The 16,610-nt window shown below is 60.6% G+C and carries 13 protein-coding genes and 2 pseudogenes; 2 read left to right on the top strand and 13 right to left on the bottom strand.

The features are described 5' to 3' along the window. Positions 1–4 precede the first annotated feature (4 nt). The 9 genes from F8A10_RS04080 to F8A10_RS04040 all read right to left on the bottom strand — a co-directional run bounded on the left by F8A10_RS04080 (position 5) and on the right by F8A10_RS04040 (position 9,692). Complete coding sequence (locus tag F8A10_RS04080; RefSeq protein ID WP_152366765.1) at positions 5–676, bottom strand: GntR family transcriptional regulator; 672 nt, start codon at positions 674–676, stop codon at positions 5–7. A 56-nt stretch (positions 677–732) separates the two neighbouring features. Beyond that, entirely contained in the window at positions 733–2,337 is a 1,605-nt protein-coding gene (locus F8A10_RS04075) for a GMC family oxidoreductase (RefSeq protein ID WP_152366764.1), read from the bottom strand. Between the two features lie 72 nt (positions 2,338–2,409). Continuing rightward, the gene (locus F8A10_RS04070; protein WP_152366763.1) at positions 2,410–3,225 is read right to left on the bottom strand and encodes an alpha/beta fold hydrolase; all 816 of its coding nucleotides are present in this window, start codon (positions 3,223–3,225) and stop codon (positions 2,410–2,412) included. A 16-nt stretch (positions 3,226–3,241) separates the two neighbouring features. After that, positions 3,242–4,216, bottom strand: coding sequence for a cyclase family protein (locus tag F8A10_RS04065; protein WP_152366762.1), 975 nt, complete (start codon positions 4,214–4,216; stop codon positions 3,242–3,244). 12 nt (positions 4,217–4,228) lie between these two features. Continuing rightward, entirely contained in the window at positions 4,229–5,020 is a 792-nt protein-coding gene (locus F8A10_RS04060) for an L-iditol 2-dehydrogenase (protein ID WP_152366761.1), read from the bottom strand. Between the two features lie 10 nt (positions 5,021–5,030). Continuing rightward, the gene (locus F8A10_RS04055; RefSeq protein ID WP_152366760.1) at positions 5,031–6,011 is read right to left on the bottom strand and encodes an ABC transporter permease; all 981 of its coding nucleotides are present in this window, start codon (positions 6,009–6,011) and stop codon (positions 5,031–5,033) included. After that, a complete protein-coding gene (locus F8A10_RS04050; RefSeq protein ID WP_152366759.1) occupies positions 6,011–7,018 on the bottom strand; it encodes an ABC transporter permease in 1,008 nt (335 codons plus the stop codon). The genes F8A10_RS04055 and F8A10_RS04050 overlap by 1 nt, the downstream gene beginning before the upstream one ends. Continuing rightward, on the bottom strand, positions 7,015–8,499 hold the full coding sequence (locus F8A10_RS04045) for an ATP-binding cassette domain-containing protein (protein WP_152366758.1): 1,485 nt from the start codon (positions 8,497–8,499) through the stop codon (positions 7,015–7,017). Before F8A10_RS04045 ends, F8A10_RS04050 begins: the two co-directional genes overlap by 4 nt. A gap of 71 nt (positions 8,500–8,570) precedes the next feature. Then, entirely contained in the window at positions 8,571–9,692 is a 1,122-nt protein-coding gene (locus F8A10_RS04040; RefSeq protein ID WP_193668152.1) for a substrate-binding domain-containing protein, read from the bottom strand. 676 nt (positions 9,693–10,368) lie between these two features. Here F8A10_RS04040 and F8A10_RS04030 point away from each other — a divergent pair. Both F8A10_RS04030 and F8A10_RS04025 read left to right on the top strand, forming a co-directional pair. Beyond that, a complete protein-coding gene (locus F8A10_RS04030; RefSeq protein ID WP_227493412.1) occupies positions 10,369–10,758 on the top strand; it encodes an ABZJ_00895 family protein in 390 nt (129 codons plus the stop codon). A gap of 149 nt (positions 10,759–10,907) precedes the next feature. Next, positions 10,908–11,123 (top strand): annotated as a pseudogene (locus F8A10_RS04025) (transposase); the annotation flags it as partial. 113 nt (positions 11,124–11,236) lie between these two features. Here the strand turns inward: F8A10_RS04025 and F8A10_RS21325 are convergent. The 4 genes and pseudogenes from F8A10_RS21325 to F8A10_RS04010 all read right to left on the bottom strand — a co-directional run. After that, a pseudogene (locus tag F8A10_RS21325) lies at positions 11,237–11,446 on the bottom strand (hypothetical protein); the annotation flags it as partial. Positions 11,447–11,518: 72 nt separating this feature from the next. Continuing rightward, positions 11,519–11,674, bottom strand: coding sequence for a hypothetical protein (locus F8A10_RS21320; RefSeq protein ID WP_227493411.1), 156 nt, complete (start codon positions 11,672–11,674; stop codon positions 11,519–11,521). A 156-nt stretch (positions 11,675–11,830) separates the two neighbouring features. Next, positions 11,831–15,010, bottom strand: coding sequence for an efflux RND transporter permease subunit (locus tag F8A10_RS04015; protein ID WP_152366754.1), 3,180 nt, complete (start codon positions 15,008–15,010; stop codon positions 11,831–11,833). Then, positions 15,007–16,266, bottom strand: a complete 1,260-nt coding sequence (locus F8A10_RS04010) for an efflux RND transporter periplasmic adaptor subunit (protein WP_152366753.1) — start codon at positions 16,264–16,266, stop codon at positions 15,007–15,009. The genes F8A10_RS04015 and F8A10_RS04010 overlap by 4 nt, the downstream gene beginning before the upstream one ends. Positions 16,267–16,610 lie beyond the last annotated feature (344 nt).

The following is a 16,610-nucleotide window of genomic DNA, read 5'->3' as shown; positions in this document are numbered from 1 at the left end:
TGGTTCATACCACCCCGTTGGTTTCCAGCCAGTCAACCATGACGCTGCCGACACCAATATCGGCCTGAATGGCCTGCCGTGCCGCCTCGGGATCCCTGGCTGCAAGTGCGCGCAGCACCGGATAATGGCCGTGATCCTCGCTGACCAGCACCCTGCGCGGAGTATTGAGGTGATACATGTGGATGAGCGGCCCCATCTGCGCCCACATACCTTCGATGATCGCCAGCATCTGCGGCATCTCGCCGGCCTCGGCGACCCGGAAATGGAATTCACGGTTCAGACGCGAGGCCTCGACAGGGTCCGTCGCCGCCGCACGTGAGAATGCAGCCTGCAGTTTTTCCAGCTCTCTCAGTTCGGAGGGCGAGATGCGAAGCGCCGCCTGCGCGGAAGCCTCGCCCTCGATGTGATGACGGATGGTCTGGATTTCGCGCAGCTCTTCGGGGGTCAGGCGGCGGACATGGATCGAGGTTGCCGCACGCATTTCCAGCGCCCGCTCGGTCACGAGGCGAAAGATCGCCTCGCGCACCGGCGTGATCGAGACGCCAAGCTGTTCGGCCAGACTGGCGATGGTCAGCCGGTCACCGGGCTGATAGCGCCCCTCCATCAACGACTCGCGGATCGAGCTGTAGACCTGCTCGGAAAGATTGCTCTTGGCGATCTTGTTCAATGCCGTCATCACTACACCTCACCTCCCAACCGTTTTGGCATCCTCCCAACTGCGCGACAAGGGCTTCAGGCGTTCGAGGCCGGCAGCGGAGGCAGCCCCCGGATCAGGTCCGAGGCCTTTTCACCGATCATGATTGCCGTCGCGTTGGTGTTGCCGGAGATCAGACTGGGCATGACCGAGTTATCGACGATCCGCAGGTTACGCAGCCCCCTGACCCGCAGTTCCGGATCCACGACCGCGCGGTCATCCTTGCCCATGCGACAGGTGCCGACCGGATGATAAACCGTTTTTCCACGCGACCTGATGTAAGCCCGCAACGAGGCTTCGTCCTGCACGTCTTCACCGGGAAAAGCCTCGGCCTTTTCGACGTAAGGGGCAAAGGCAGACTGGGTCAGGATATGCCGGGCGCAAGCCAATCCTTTCAGCGACAGGCGCATATCCCCGGGAGCGGTAAGATAACGCGGATCGACAACAGGCAGAGCTTCAGGATCAGCGCAACGCAGCCGGACCTCACCCCTGCTTTCAGGACGCAGCACGCAAGGGTTGATCGTGACCCCCGCACGTTTGATCGGCTGCTGGACATAGCCCTCCATGAAGACGATAGGCACGAAATGCATCTGGATGTTTGGCTCTTGCTCGGGGTCATCCACATTCACAAAGGCACAAGCCTCGGTGACATTGGACATGACCGGCCCAGTGCCGAACAACAGATATTGCAAGCCATTCTTGATCGAACGCAGCGGACCATCTTCGCCAAAATAGCCATAGCGGCCGGTGCAGAAGCGAATCGCCGGAAATTCAAGGTGGTCCTGCAGGTTCTGACCGACACCTTCCAGCCGCTGCTTGACCGCAATGCCGTGTCTTTGCAACTCGGCCTCGGGACCGATGCCCGACAGCATCAGCAGTTTCGGGGTCTGAATTGCACCGCCGGACAAGATCACCTCACAACCGGCGCGCGCACATTCCAGCTTGCCGTTGTGGGTATATTCCACACCGACAGCGCGGTCGCCTTCAAGCAGGATACGAATGACCTGACAGCCGGTGCGGATCTCCAAGTTGCCGGTCCGCAATGCCGGCCGCAGATAGCCGACCGCGGCAGAACAGCGGCGACCATTCCGCGTCGTGGTCTGGTTCAGCCCGACCCCACGTTGCCGCGCCCCGTTGAAATCATTCGTCAGCGGAATACCGGCCTGCTGGGCGCCCCGCAGGAAAGCCCGGGTCAGCTCATTGACATGGCGCAGGTCTGAAACCCCCAGCGGCCCCCCATTGCCATGATATTCGTCCGCAAGCCGGTCGTTATCCTCGGCCCGGCGGAAATAGGGCAGGACGTCGCGATAGGACCAGCCATCTGCTCCGTCCTGAGCCCAGCCATCGTAATCACTGCGCTGGCCCCGAATATAAACCGTTGCATTGACCGAGCCGCCACCACCAAGGACATGGCCTTGCGGCAACACGGGGCGACGGCCATCAAGCCCCGCCTGCGCCTCGGTTGCGTAGTGATAAAGCAGCTTGCTGTCCAACAGCTTCACGAAACCTGCCGGGATATGGATCAGCGGGTTACGGTCCCGCGGCCCGGATTCCAGAACCAGCACCTTTGCGCCGGCCTCGGCCAGACGACCGGCCACGGCACTGCCGGCGGATCCTCCGCCCACGATAATATAGTCGGCCAAGTCGAGCCTCCCTTGATTGATTTGACAAAAACGGCCGGGCGCCCCTCTCACCCGACCGGCGTCGGGCCAAGTCTAGCGATGGGCTGCAAGAAAGGAGCGGACGCGGGGCAACACGATCTCGGGCGCCTCGAGCGTCGGGCTGTGGCCGGTCTTGGGCACCACCATCACCTCGGCATTCGCCAGACGGTCTGCACATTGCCAGGCCCATTCCGGAGGGCGCTGGAAATCCTCTTCGCCGTTGACCAGCAAAACAGGCAGGGTCATGCCATCCAGAAGATGCAAGGCGTCCTCGCGCTCGATCACTCCGCGCATCGCCGGCAGCAGCCGTCGCGGCACGGCACTGATCCGGTCTTGCCACAGGGCGACGAGGTCGGCCTTGGCAGGATCGCTGCGGGTACTGGCACCCAGCATGATCTCCATCGTTTCATCCAGCGCCTGGTTGATGAAGCCCATCTCGCCCGCATGATCGACCCAGGCGCGCAGACGTGCGATCTTGGCCCGATCCTCTTCCTGTACAGATGAGCCAAGCATGATCCAACTGCGAAACAGCTCAGGCCGAGCGTGGATCATGCGCACACCGACGTCGCCGCCCATGGACTGCGCGACCAGACGAATATCGCGCAGACCCAACAGATTGATCAGCGCCAGCATGTCCCCGGCGGCGTCATCCATGGTGATGATCTCGGCATCAGACAGATCGCTGCGGCCCTGTCCCCGGAACTCGGGCCGAATGATGCGGTATTCGCCGGTAAAATACGCGGCCAATCCGTCGAACATGCGCGAATCCAGAAACAGGGAATGCAGGCACAGCATCACCGGCAGGTCCGGCTCGCCGCTGTCCTCGACAAAAAGATGAGTGCCGTTTACGGCGATGATGGATCTTGGCATCTCAGCCTCCGTTGATTTACTTGATGACGACGGGATTGACCGGCGCTCCAGAACCACCGACGACTTTCAGCGGCGCAGCCGTGTAAAGGAACGTCCACTGCCCGTCCGCCGCGCAGTCCTCGGCAAGGGCGTCAAGCGCCGCAATTTCAGTGAAAGCGATACCGAGGTTGCGCATCAGCGCGCAGTGAAGTGGCACGACCACGCCGGTTTCTGGGTCCGAGGTGACCTCATTCGCGATCGTGTCGGTGACAAGATTCGCAATCTCGCGCTCATGAAACCACTCGACCAGCTCGCGGCTGAAGGTCAGCCCTGGCTCACGAAAATCGTTATAGAATTCCGCCGGATCGCGGTCGTAAAATGAACCGATCCAACCCGTGCGGACCAGCAAGATGTCATGGGGCAGGATCTCGATGCCCTGAGCCTTGGCCACAGCCTCAAGGTCGAGATGGTTAAAGGTCTCGCCCTTTTCCAGAACGGCTTTGCCACGATGGCGGGCAATATCAATCAGCACCCCGCGACCTACCACGCCACGCTCGGCAAGGGGCAGAACGCTGGCCTTTTTCAGCGCGCCCGAGGTGCTGCGCGCATCATAGCCATTCCAGATCTGATCCCCATACCAGACGTGCCCAAGCGCATCATATTGCGTCGAACCCTGCAAATACAGGAACATCACGTCATCAGCATATTCGTGACCGCCGGGAAACTCGGGACCGTCGCCGCAAAGAAAATGCCCTTTGTCCATGATATTGAAACGCTGAGCCGGATGGCGCCCGGGCCAGACAGGATCGCCCTTGGGATGCCCCATCTGCACCTGTAGCGTAAAAATCTTGCCGCTGCGGACCGAGGCGACCCCGCGCATCACCTCGGCCGGAGTAAGAAAATTCAGCGCGCCGACTTCATCCTCGGCGCCCCAGCGACCCCAGTTCGTCGGCAGACCATCCAGCAATACGCTCATATGCGGGCTGGGATGGGTCTTGTTGCAATCACACATTCGCGACCCTCCTCATGACATGACCGTGCCGCCATCGACATTAAGCGTCTGGCAAGTGATGAAGGCTGCATCATTGCTGGCAAGAAACACCGCAGCACCCGTCAGATCCTGCGGCTGCCCCATGCGCCCCATCGGCACGGCCCCGATGAATTGCCGTGTCGGCTCCCCGGCAGGCACGCCCATGCTTTGCGCATAAAGCCGATCCACCGTCTGCCACATCGGCGTGTCCGTGATCCCGGGTGCCACAGCGTTCACGCGAATACCATGAGGGGCCATTGCCAGTCCGGCGCTTTGCGTATAGCTGATGACCGCCGCCTTCGAGGCGCAGTAATGCGCCACCAGTGGCTCGCCGCGTCGTCCGGCCTGAGAGGCAACGTTCACCACGGCACCACGCACCCCGGCCTGGACCATACGCGTCAGCACCGCCTGCATGGTAAAGAACATGCCCCTGACGTTGACCGAGAACAGCCTGTCGAACATCTCTTCATTCGCCTCGGTTACCGGGGCAAGATCGAAGATCGCGGCATTGTTGAACAGCAGGTCCACGACACCACGGCGCGTTTCGGCCTCCGCCACGACCCGCCGCATTTGCCCCGCGTCCGAGACGTCAGCAACAATATAATCCAGCCGATCCCCAAAGCGCGCGGCCAGCGCCGCAATTCCGGCGCACGGTTCATCGGCAAGGTCGATTGCGGTGCATTGAGCGCCCTCGGCCAGATAGGCCTCAAGCACGGCAAGGCCGATACCCCCGGCAGTGCCCGTCAGCAAAGCATGGCGGCCCTCCAGTCGTCCGGTATTCGTCATATACTCCTCCTCAAAACTTCTCGCGCGAGGTCACGGAAAGCACGACCAGCAAAACCAGGCCGCTGACGACGTAGCGAAGCGCAACCCCAAACCCAAATGAAATCAGCAAGTTGGTCAGGACGGCAAAGATCAGTGCACCCAGGCAGGTGCCGATATAGCTGCCCCGCCCCCCGGCCAAAGAGGCACCACCAATGACGACGGCCGTAACCGACATCATGGTATAGGGGGCGCCCAGCGACAGGTTGACGCTGCCCGCAAAGCCATAAAGCAGGATGCCCGCAAAGGCCGACAGCAGGCCGCTCAGCAAATAGGTTCCGATAAGGATGCGGGCCACAGGCACCCCCGCTGCCCGTGCCGCACGGGTGTTTGCACCGACCATATACAACATCTGGCCAAAACGAGACCGGCGCAGCATGAGCGTTAGCCCCAGCGCCACCAGCAAGGCCATGACAACCACCCAAGGCAGGCCCATGATACTGCCGACGCCCAGCGTCTCAAGCACCGATCCCGGCAGCGAGGGAGCTCGGGTCTGGGCATAGACAAGGCCGATCCCCTCGACCGCGAATGAGACACCCAGCGTGACAATCAACGGATAGAGCTTCAGAAAATGCACACCCAGCCCGTTCAGCAACCCAACCAAGGCACCTACCGCCAGCGCAAGCAGCGCGGCCTGCGGCAAGGCCGCGTCGGATGCTCCGGCGATCCCCGACACGAGCAACGCCGAAATCGTCATGACCGAGCCGACTGAGAGGTCATAGCCCTGATTACCCGACAGGATCACCAGCGTCTGCCCGGCGCTGGCAAGTGCGAGCATGGCGGCCGCGGCAAGGACGCCCACGATATTGCCCTGAGTCAGAAAACCCGGATTGATCATGGCGCCGGCAAGGCATAACCCGGCGATGACGGCCAGCGGCGCTGCGTGGGGCAACCCTCGCAAACTCGCGGCAAGAGACAAGCGTTGCGGCATATCGGTTCCGGTCAGACTGGACATCACGCGGCCTTTTGGCTGAGTTGCAATTTTCTGATGATGGCTTCGCGCCGCAGACGCCGGGTCCAGTTTCCAAACAGCACCACGCCGACCAACCCCAGCAGCAGGATCAGCCCGACGATCGACTGCTGATAGAACGGTGAAACCCCCGCGCCCAGCGCCAGTTCGGCCGCGATGCCAATGAACATGACCCCCAGAACCGCCCCAGGACCGGTGCCCTCACCTCCGGCCAGCGACACACCGCCGATGATTGCCCCGGCAATGGTAAGCAGCGTGTATGGTTGCGCCAGCAACGGATCGCCCGAACCGACCGCGTAGGTCAGGCACAGCGCCGCGACCGCGTTGATGATCCCGGCAATGGCGAAAGCCTGCGCGCGCACTCTGCCAACGGGCACACCAGAATTGAATGCCCGAGCTGGATCAGAGCCGACGGCCCGCAAAAGCAACATGAAGCGACTAGCCGTCAGCACGCGCCACAACAGCAGCATCAGCCCCAGCGCGACAAGTGCGTTCGGGCAGCCCCAAGTGGCGCCATTCATCACCGCGACGGCTTCAAAAGCGACCGATCCTCCGGGAGCGGGCTGGATCTGCAAGGCCAGCCCCAGCAGGACAAACGACATGCTGAAAGTGGCAAGCAACGGATTCAGTCGCAGATATCCTACCAGCAGTCCATTTACCGTCCCGACGGCCAGTCCCGCCAACAGCACCAGCGCGATCACCGCAAGTGTCGAACAACCCAGCCCGGCCAATGTAACAGCGACCACATTCAAAAGGCTGATCGCGGCACCAACGGACAGATCAATGCTGCGCCCGATGATAACCATTGCCTGCGCCAGCACCGCGATCCACAGACCGATCTGCGATGCCGACCAGCCGATCAGCCCGAAAGGGGACAGAAGACCAGGATTCAGAACCAGCGCCAGTCCCATACTGATCGTCACCAGAACCAGTGCAGGAAAGGCGGAGTGCGCCCAGATGGGTGTCGGACGGATTGTCTCGGCGGGGATCATGCCGCTTGCTCCTGCGTCATATAGGCGGCGACAAGGTTGTCGACGCTGAGGTTGCCTTTGCGGCGGCTCAGCTCGGCCCGAACCGACTGTCCCTCCATGACCAGCACCCGGTCGCAAAGCTCGACCAGCTCCAGATCGTCCGAGGAGGTGACCAGAACTGCCGTTCCCCACTCTTGCGCCATCTCGCGCAGCAGGCGATGAACATCGGCACGCGCGGCCACATCAATGCCTTTCGTGGCATCCTCGGCGACCAAGAGGGCTGGCTGAGCCAGGAGGCAGCGCGCGACCAGAACCTTTTGCTGATTCCCGCCGGAAAGCGAGTTGATCGGGCGATCAAGGCCGGCATAACGCGTCGAGAGCCGGGCCAGCGCCCGCGTCAGAGCATCTCTGTTCGGGATGGAGGCGCCAGGACGGGCAAGGAATGGAGCAATCATATTCTCACGAATGCTGCGTATGCCCATCGCAGCCTCATCCCGATCGCCGGTGACAAAGGCCACACCTGCGGCCGCGCTGGCCACTGGCGACGCCAGCGGCAAATCCCTGCCATTTAGCTTTAGCTCAACAGGACCAGCGGGATTGCCAAGTCCGGCCAAAACACGCAGCAGCGCCTTTTGCCCCTGCCCCGGCAAACCGCCCAAGCCCAGAATCTCACCCTTGCCACAGTGCAGGTTCAACGGCGGGGAAACAGGATCCAGGCGCAGGTTCAGGACCTTCAGCGCCGTTTCTGCTTCGCGATCCTGTGTGACCGGAACCGGAGATGCTTGCTCTGCCCCTCCGGCCCATTCGATGAGCTGCCGGTCAGAGGCATCAGCCAAGGCCCCCTCAGCGACCAGTTCACCGTTTCGCAAAACCGAGATGGTCGAGCAAAACCGCCGCAGTTCATCCAAGCGGTGCGACACGAACAGCGCGCCGCCGCCCTGAACCAGATGCCAGCTCAGCAGACGAGAAAACAGCTCGACCTCAGAGGCATGCAGCGTCGTCGTCAACTCGTCAATGATTATGTATTTCGGGCGCAAATACAGAGCCTTGGCCAATTCCAACAGGTATTTCTGCCCGGTCTGCAACAGATCGACACGCAACGCTGCAAGACGATCCAGCCCGATAGGGGCAAGCTGCTCTGCCGCCCGTGCGCGCATCTTATCCTGATTGAGCAGCAGGCCCGCCCGAACCGGCAGATCACCCAACAAGGCGTTTTCGGCCCCGCTAAGCGCGGGCATCAGGCTAAGTTCCTGAAAGGTGATGCCAATCCCTAACGCCCGCGCGTATCGGGGAGTGACGGATTCTAGCGGCCTGCCGTCGATCTCGATTCGACCGCTGTCTGGTGCCACCACCCCGGCAACCATATTCGCAATCGTGCTTTTCCCCGAACCGTTGCCACCATATAGCGCCCGACACTCACCCGGCGCGACGGACAGGGACACCTCATTGACGGCGGTGACCGGGCCGTAAGTTTTGGTAACCTTCTGGATAATCAGCGACATGTCTCCTCCCTGTCGCAGCGGTTCACGATGCCGGTGCCGGAACAGAACTGCCCGTCACAGGCATCGGGCAATCAATTCTGGAAGTAGCGCGCGCGAATCTCCTCAGCCGACATGTAGCTGTCGAGAGAATGGCTGTCGGATTTGCCCTTGAGCAGCTCCAGCGCCTCGTCCAGCGAGATGCATTTCGTCGCCTCGCTACACCAGGACCGCTGGGTATTCGCCTCGCGCTCGATCACGTAGGGTTCAGAGATGACAAGCGCATTGGGCAGATCGGGATTCAGCGGATTGGGTTCAAGCACCCCATCCTTCAACTTGTTGCCGCGCAATAGCTCGGCTGTAATACGCACCGCATCGGCACCTACACCGGGTGGGTTCGCCACGACAATACTTTGCAGCTCCGGTGTTTCCTTCCACAGCTTTAGGAACGAATGGACATAGTCACCCGTCAGCGGCACCAAAGGCTTTCCGGCAACGGTAAAGGCGCGCAAAGCTCCTTCGTTCATCACCTCCTGGATCAGCACGCCATCAATGGCATCGCCATGCGCGGCCAGCAGGCCCGCCATCGCCTCACGCGCCTGCGCCTGATCCCAGCCCCCCGAAACCGAGGCCAAAAGCTTCACGTCGGGATGCCGCTCCAACACGGCATCACGCGCGCGCACACGCCAGTCGCTGGCTGTGGCTCCGGGCAGACCTTCGATAGCAACGATGTTGCCCTTGTCGCCAATGGTCTCGACCAGCCATTCCGTCTCGATCTGCCAATATTGCGTATGGTTCAGCGGCACGTTCAGCACCTGAGGCAAATCAATGGGGTTATCCACGACCACGACTAACACCCCCGCCGCAGCGGCGCGCGCCAGGATCGGCTTCAGCGGTTCGCCGGATACTGGATTGACGACCAGCGCATCGACCCCTTGAGCGATCAGCGAGTTGATCTGCGCGATCTGACCGCTGGTGCCGCTGGTCGAGTTCACGATCACTACACCCTCGAAGTCACCGTCAGCCTTGAGCTCACGCGAGACCTCCTCAATGTCGCTGATATGCTGCGCTCGCCAGGCATTGCCGATGAAGCCATTGGAATAGCCAATCCTGAACGGTGCCTCATGCCCGGCAGCTTGCGCAAGGAACGCGGCCTCTTGCGCAAAGGCTGGCAGCGTCGTGCACACCGCAAGCGCCAAGATAGAAATAAGCTTCATGATCTCTCCTCCCACCCCATATGATATATGATGCATCATAAATGTCTGGCAAGCCCTTTTTGAACGGCGAGCTGAATAGACCCAGCACGATCTGCCCCGGCTGAAGGGCACCCTGGCGGATCGCAAGCCCGGTGCCCTACGCGACGGCGCTCACTTGGTGGACCGGCAATTGCCTGAGGCCATGGACCGGATCAGGGCGCATTACGCAGCTGGCAAAGGCAGGGGAGGTAGCCGATCTGCGTCTGCCGGTCCAAGATCACGGGATCAAGGTGGTCGAAACGGCTTGTGCACTGGCAGAGGAACAAAATACCCTGCGCCTGCACACCATCTTTGAACCAAACCCCTTCATCACGGCCAGATCCAGCATTTGTTCGCCTGCGAATCTCGTTCGCTTCATTGTCCGTCTTCAAGCATGCCGAACTCTCCTCAACAGCAGAGAAAAGGTCCGGGACGGGCCACATCCACCTGCCCCAGATTCGCCTGCGCAAAATCATTCAGTATCTTGATCGAAGACGCATCTTGGCTTTGCCACAAATTTGTGCGCGTAGTTTTTACAGGTTTTCCCTCGTGAGGTTTTTCATGGCAACTGCTTCTGTGCCGCGCCCTACTTCCCTGTTAATGCTACTGGTCGTCTATCTGGGCACATTCATCGGGGGGGGTCAGCCTTTTTTATATCTTGGCCTATGTAGTCGAGGCCTATTTCGACACACCATTCCCGGACAACAATTCAATGGGAATTATCCTGATGGTGGTTTCGGCCGTCATCACCGGGACGTTCTGGTATAATCGGGAAAAGGCCGATCCTTCATCCGCACGAAAATGGAAGCTGGCTCTGCTGCTGACGATTGCAACCGTAGCCATTCAGCTTGGCATCGTCGCGCTGCTGGTATCGGCCCTGGAACAGGTGCAGCAACTCACCCGAGAGTTTAACGGAGGTGATCGTCCGATTATTATCGGGGCGGTTGTCGGTATCATCCTGCTTGAGTTCCTGCTCCTACGGGCCGGGATCTGGTGGGGGGTGCGCAACGGAATCAAGAGCCAGGCACGTATCATTGGGAAGGCTTAGGCACATATCAGTCAACCCGAAGCCGCGGCCCTCTTCCTGAAGGCATTACGCCAGCACGGGCAGGCACCAAGGCACTGACAAAGGGCGTTGTCTGAGAAGTCGCGCCCGATCAGGCTTCACAGGAGTAATCCACGGGTTAACGGTCTGAGATGACGGGACCTGCCCCTGCCCGCTCTCGAACGACGGACTGGAGGAGTTGCAACGAGGCCCTGAAGCGGCGCGGTTCCCTGCTGATCTGGCTGGACCGGGACATGACGTGGCCCGCGCCGAAGGTCGGTCGCAACGGCCGACCGCCGGTGTTGAGCGATGCCGCGACCCAATTCTGCCTGATGGTGCGGGTTCTGTTGGGGCTGCCACTTCGCCAGATCGAGCCAGGTTCCGCCACTGGTTCGGGGAACCCTGGCGAGGCGGGATTGCGAAATGCCAGGCGCTGGATATCAACGCTCGCATAGGCCGCATCGAGCGACGCGGAAGCACTTTCTTTTGCGCGACGATATTGCCCGAAGAAGTCGACAAGCCAACTGACGCCAAGTCCGCCGGCAGTGACGTTCTTCATGGGTTGATCGGCGTTGAACAGACTGCCCTCCTGCTCGCTGGTGGTGTTGCTGGCGGATGCTATCAGGCTGGGAAGAGATCCAGAGCCAGCAACAATGACATCGGCCTGTGCCTGATTGATCCTCTCGATCACCTGCTTCACCGTTAAATTCTGTTTCAGTCCCGGGGCGACGTAGCGATCGAGGCGCGTATCGCCGAATGCATTCTACCATGCAGCCAGCGCGACTTCGTCATTGCTGACCGTAGAGCCTTCCCCGAACGTTCCCGGCCAGGCAATCTGTGGTGTTTTATGATCGGGGCCGGTGACGCAGCCCGCAAGAAGTAACAATGCGAACGGCGCAGCATAGTTGATGGTTTTCACAAAGTTTCTCACTAGATCTACGCTAGGTTGAATATGGGCAGCGTGGCGTGTTCCGCTGTGATTAGTCTTCCAGCGCATCTGAATTGATTTTGATCCTGGGAGCGATCGCACTCGGTCATCCGGTCATGTGACCCGACTGAATGCGATCGCTGTTGTTTATTGTTGCTGTTCCAGGACCGCCCCGTCGCCGCTTTGGCCTTTCTCGCGTCGCTGCCCGAGTTTCCGCACGGCGACGTAGAAGACTGGCGTCAGGAGCAGGCCGAAGAGTGTGACGCCGAGCATGCCGGCGAATACGGCAATGCCCATGACATGCCGCATTTCGGCGCCGGCGCCGGTTGCGATGACAAGTGGAACGACACCGGCGATGAATGCGAGTGATGTCATCAGGATCGGCCGCAGGCGAAGCCGGGCTGCTTCAAGCACGGCATTCAATGGATCGACGCCTTCATCTTCCTTCGCTCGCGCGAACTCCACGATCAGGATAGCGTTCTTGGCGGCTAAGCCAACCAGCACCACAAAGCCGATCTGCGTGAAGATGTTGTTGTCGCCGCCAGTGAACCAGACCCCGGCGATTGCCGAAAGCAATGCCATTGGCGCGATCAGCAACACAGCGAACGGCAACGACCAGCTGTTGTACTGCGCCGCGAGAATGAGAAACGCGAGCAGAACCGACAGCGGGAAGATGTACATTGCAGTGTTTCCAGCCTGCTTCTCCTGATAGGCAAGCTCGGTCCACTCGAAGGCCATGCCGGGCGGCAACGTTTCCGACGCGATCCGTTCTATGGCTGCAGTCGCTTGCCCAAACGAGTAGCCGGGCGCCGGGCCACCGCTGATATCAGCCGACGGGAAGCTGTTGTAATGCATGACGCGATCAGGCCCCGAACTGTGCTTGATCGTCAGCAGGGTCGACAATGGGATCATTTCTCCCGCCGCGTTGCGCACCTTCAGTCGGCCAATGTCTTCCGGCTGCATGCGGAATGGCGCATCCGCCTGGACCACCACGCGATAGGTCCGGCCAAAGCGATTGAAGTCATTCACGTAAAGAGAGCCAAGGTTGACCTGCAACGTTTCGAAGATGGTGTTGAGCGGCACCCCCTGCGATTTGGCTTTCACCCGGTCGATATCCACCTGCACCTGTGGCGCATTCACCTGAAAGCTTGCAAGCATGCCAGCGAGTTCCGGTGTTTGCATCGCTTTGCCCATGATCGCGCCCTGCGCCGCGGCAAGTGCCTCGAAGCCAAGCCCCGCCCGATCCTCGATCTGGATCTTGAACCCACCGGTCGAGCCGAGGCCTGGAACCGGTGGCGGCGGGAAGATGCCGGCGAAACCATCAGGTATCTGGCTGAACTTGCCCATCAGGCGGCCTGCGATGGCGAAAGCAGACATCGAGGGGTCCTTGCGTTCGTCAAAGGGCTTGAGCATCGTGAACATAACGGCGGCATTGGGAATATTGACCATGCCGTTGACCGAAAGACCCGGGAAAGCGACGACACTTTCCACGCCCGGTTCGGCGAGCGCGATCTCCGACATTTCCTTGACGACCGCCTCGGTCCGGTCGAGGGATGCTCCGGTAGGCAGTTGGGCTATGCCGACGAGGTAGTATTTATCCTGGGCTGGGACAAATCCGCTGGGTACGGACTGGAACCCCATCCATGTCGTGCCCAGCAGACCAGCATAGACGAGCAGGACGAGCGCGCTCAGCCTCACAACACGTCGCACCGACCAGACATAGGCATTCGAAGCCATGTCGAAGAAGCGGTTGAACAGCCTGAAGAACCAGCCGAACAGACCATCAATAACCCGGGTCAGGAGATCACGCTTCACCTCTCCGTGGTGCGGTTTTAGGAGCACGCCTGCAAGCGCCGGAGAGAGAGTGAGGGAGTTGACCGCCGACAGGATGGTCGAGATTGCAATTGTGAGAGCAAACTGGCGATAGAACTCGCCTTGCAGGCCGGACAGGAATGCAGACGGAATGAACACCGCCGACAGAACGGACGTAATGGCAATGATTGGCCCGGTCACTTCGTCCATGGCCTTGCGCGCCGCTTCCTTCGGCGTTTCGCCAAGCGCGATGTGACGCTCGACATTCTCGACGACCACGATGGCGTCATCGACCACGATCCCGATCGAAAGCACGAGGCCGAACAGCGACAATGTGTTCAGCGAGAAACCGAACATGTACATAAGCGCGAATGTACCGACCAACGATATCGGTACCGCGACCAGAGGGATGATCGAAGCGCGCCATGTCTGCAGGAAGAGCACGACGACGATCACGACCAGTACGATGGCTTCAAGCAGCGTCATCACCACGGCCTCCAGAGAAGCCTTGACGAAGACGGTAGGATCGTAGGCGATGCGGTATTCTATTCCCTCGGGAAAGCTTTTCCGCAGTTCTTCCATGGTGCCGCGAACAGCACTTGCCACGTCGAGTGCGTTGGCGCCCGGGCTCTGGACGATCTGCATTGCCAGCGCCGGTTTGCCGTCGAGAAGACTGCGCAGCGCGTAGGCGTCTGCGCCGAGCTCGATACGGGCAACATCGTGCAAACGGGTAACCTGGCCATCGCTGCCCGTTTTGACGACGATGTCGCCGAACTGCTCCTCGTTGGAAAGCCTGCCGAGCGTGTTGACCGTGACCTGAAACGCGGCCGAGGCTTCTGGCTGCTGACCAACCGAGCCTGCGGCCACCTGGGCGTTCTGCTCCTGAATTGCCGCCACCACGTCTGAGGCGGTCAGACCGCGCGCTGCCACCTTGGCCGGATCGAGCCAGACCCGCATCGAATACTCGCCAGCACCCCAGACGAGCACGTCACCCACACCTGACAGGCGCGCAAGCTGGTCGCGTACCTGCAACGTGGCGAAGTTCGACAGGTAGAGAGGATCATAGCGATCGTCGGGCGACACGAGATGCACGACCATCAGGATGTCGGGCGAGGTCTTCTGCGTCACGACGCCGATACGCTGAACCTCCTGCGGCAGACGCGGAAGCGCGCGCGAGACGCGGTTCTGCACCTGGATTTGCGCCATGTCGGGATCGGTGCCCTGCTGGAAGGTCACCGTCAGCGTCATGCGCCCATCGGTCGCCGCCTGCGAGCTCATATAGAGCATGTTCTCGACGCCATTGATCACTTGCTCCAACGGCGCGGCAACCGTTTCTGCAATCACTTCGGGACTGGCGCCTGGATAGCTTGCGGTGACTTGTACCGTCGGCGGGGTCACCTGCGGATATTCGCTCAATGGCAGTTTCAGGAGCGTCAGGCCTCCGCCGATCAGCATCAACACGGACAGGACGACCGCGAAGATGGGACGGTCAACGAAAAAGCGTGGAATGTTCATCGATGCGCCTCCTGCGATGCAGCCGCCGCCCGGCCGCCATCGACGGATTGGCCCGGCAACATCGAAACCGTCTGTGGGTCAACTTGCATTCCGGGGCGCACCAGCCCCTTGATGATAATTTTCTCGCCTGGCTTGACGCCGCTGGAGAGAACGCGCAAACCATCGATCATCGGCCCCAGTTCAACCGGTCGGTACTCAGCCTTGTTCTCGGCTCCGAGAGCCAGAACGTAGCGGCGTCCCTGGTCGGTACCGATTGCCTGTTCGTCGATGAGTACGGTCTGAGCCGGTTCGGCGGTAACAAGCTTCACTCGTGCGAAGAGGCCAGGCGTCAGCCGGCCATCCGGGTTCTTGACAACCGCCCTGGCGCGGATCGTTCCCGTACTCCGGTCGACACGGTTGCCGAGAAAGTCGAGTTCGCCGGCGTGTGGGAAGCCCGTATCGGTCATCAAACCGACCTGCACCGGAAGCTTGCCGCCAACCCTCCCCGAGTCTGATGCGCGTGCACGAGCGACGAATCCGAGATAGGTGGCTTCGTCGATATCGAAATAGACATAGAGCGAGTCGGTCGAGACGATCGTGGTGAGCAGGGTCGCAGCCCCTGCATTGCCACCGGTGACGAGATTGCCTTCCGTGACAAGAACACGATCAACGCGCCCGGCAATCGGTGCCGTGACGCGCGTGAACGACAGATCAAGTTCCGCGGCCGCAACGGCAGCCTTGGCGATTTCCACCTGGGCTTGGCGCCGACGGCGTGCTGCCTGCGCGTCATCAAACGTCTTGCGTGACACGGCCCCATTCGGAACCAGCATCTCGGCACGCTTGAAATCGATCTCGGCCTGGTCGAGCAGAACCTTTGACTGCTGCAACTGTGCCTCGGCTGCGTCCAGGGCGACCTGGAAGGGTCTCGGGTCGATCTGGAAGAGAAGATCGCCCGGTCGCACAAGGCCGCCTTCTGGAACGCTGACGGCGTCGATTGCGCCGCCGACGCGCGGACGCAGTTCGATGGACTTGGTCGCTTCGAGATGGCCGGTGAACTCTGCGGACGGCGCGACATTGCGCGTGATGATTTCGGCGACAGTGACCTGTGGGGCAGGCGTTTGAGCCGACTGCGCAGCGGCTTGTGATACGGCAGTCGACGAAACAAGCGCCAGTAGATTTTCGGCGTAGGGTCTAACCTCGTCGCGATAGACAGTGCCAAGAGTACCACCGGCGATGACCGCTCCGGTCAGGAACAGGGTGGTGGCTTTGCTGCTCATTATCGTTCTCCTTCATAAGGGTACGCCACCGGACAGCGTGAGACGGCGGTGACTTTTTTTGGAAGGTGCAGCTTCCAGCCATGGGAAGGTCAAGGCCTGGGGAATATTTTTTCAGAAGGAGCTCTTGACGTGTTTCATCAAGGGTTTGATCCGGCCATCAGCAAAGCTGATTTCTCCGATGCGCTCGGGTCGGAAGGAGTTCGGCTCAGCTTAGTAGGAACAGCATGCGGAACGCCTCAGCTGCCGGAAATCCGCTAAGGAAGCGTGACCGGCGGCTTTCCCGAATCAAATAATCAATGGCTGTCGGCGGGCGCTAGGGCACGAGAAGGCAAGCCTTCGTCTCG

Source organism: Paracoccus kondratievae (assembly GCF_009301415.1).
Classification (GTDB): Bacteria; Pseudomonadota; Alphaproteobacteria; order Rhodobacterales; family Rhodobacteraceae; genus Paracoccus; species Paracoccus kondratievae.
The sequence above is the reverse complement of the archived record's forward strand: the minus strand, read 5'-3'. Positions and strand labels throughout refer to the sequence as shown.

Coding starts and splice junctions, on each gene's coding strand:
- F8A10_RS04070 (WP_152366763.1), bottom strand. CDS start 3,225: ATGCCAAGATCCATCATCGCCGTAAACGGCACTCATCTTTTTGTCGAG.
- F8A10_RS04050 (WP_152366759.1), bottom strand. CDS start 7,018: ATGATCCCCGCCGAGACAATCCGTCCGACACCCATCTGGGCGCACTCC.
- F8A10_RS04060 (WP_152366761.1), bottom strand. CDS start 5,020: ATGACGAATACCGGACGACTGGAGGGCCGCCATGCTTTGCTGACGGGC.
- F8A10_RS04040 (WP_193668152.1), bottom strand. CDS start 9,692: ATGAAGCTTATTTCTATCTTGGCGCTTGCGGTGTGCACGACGCTGCCA.
- F8A10_RS04015 (WP_152366754.1), bottom strand. CDS start 15,010: ATGAACATTCCACGCTTTTTCGTTGACCGTCCCATCTTCGCGGTCGTC.
- F8A10_RS04080 (WP_152366765.1), bottom strand. CDS start 676: ATGACGGCATTGAACAAGATCGCCAAGAGCAATCTTTCCGAGCAGGTC.
- F8A10_RS04045 (WP_152366758.1), bottom strand. CDS start 8,499: ATGTCGCTGATTATCCAGAAGGTTACCAAAACTTACGGCCCGGTCACC.
- F8A10_RS04065 (WP_152366762.1), bottom strand. CDS start 4,216: ATGTGTGATTGCAACAAGACCCATCCCAGCCCGCATATGAGCGTATTG.
- F8A10_RS04055 (WP_152366760.1), bottom strand. CDS start 6,011: ATGTCCAGTCTGACCGGAACCGATATGCCGCAACGCTTGTCTCTTGCC.
- F8A10_RS04010 (WP_152366753.1), bottom strand. CDS start 16,266: ATGAGCAGCAAAGCCACCACCCTGTTCCTGACCGGAGCGGTCATCGCC.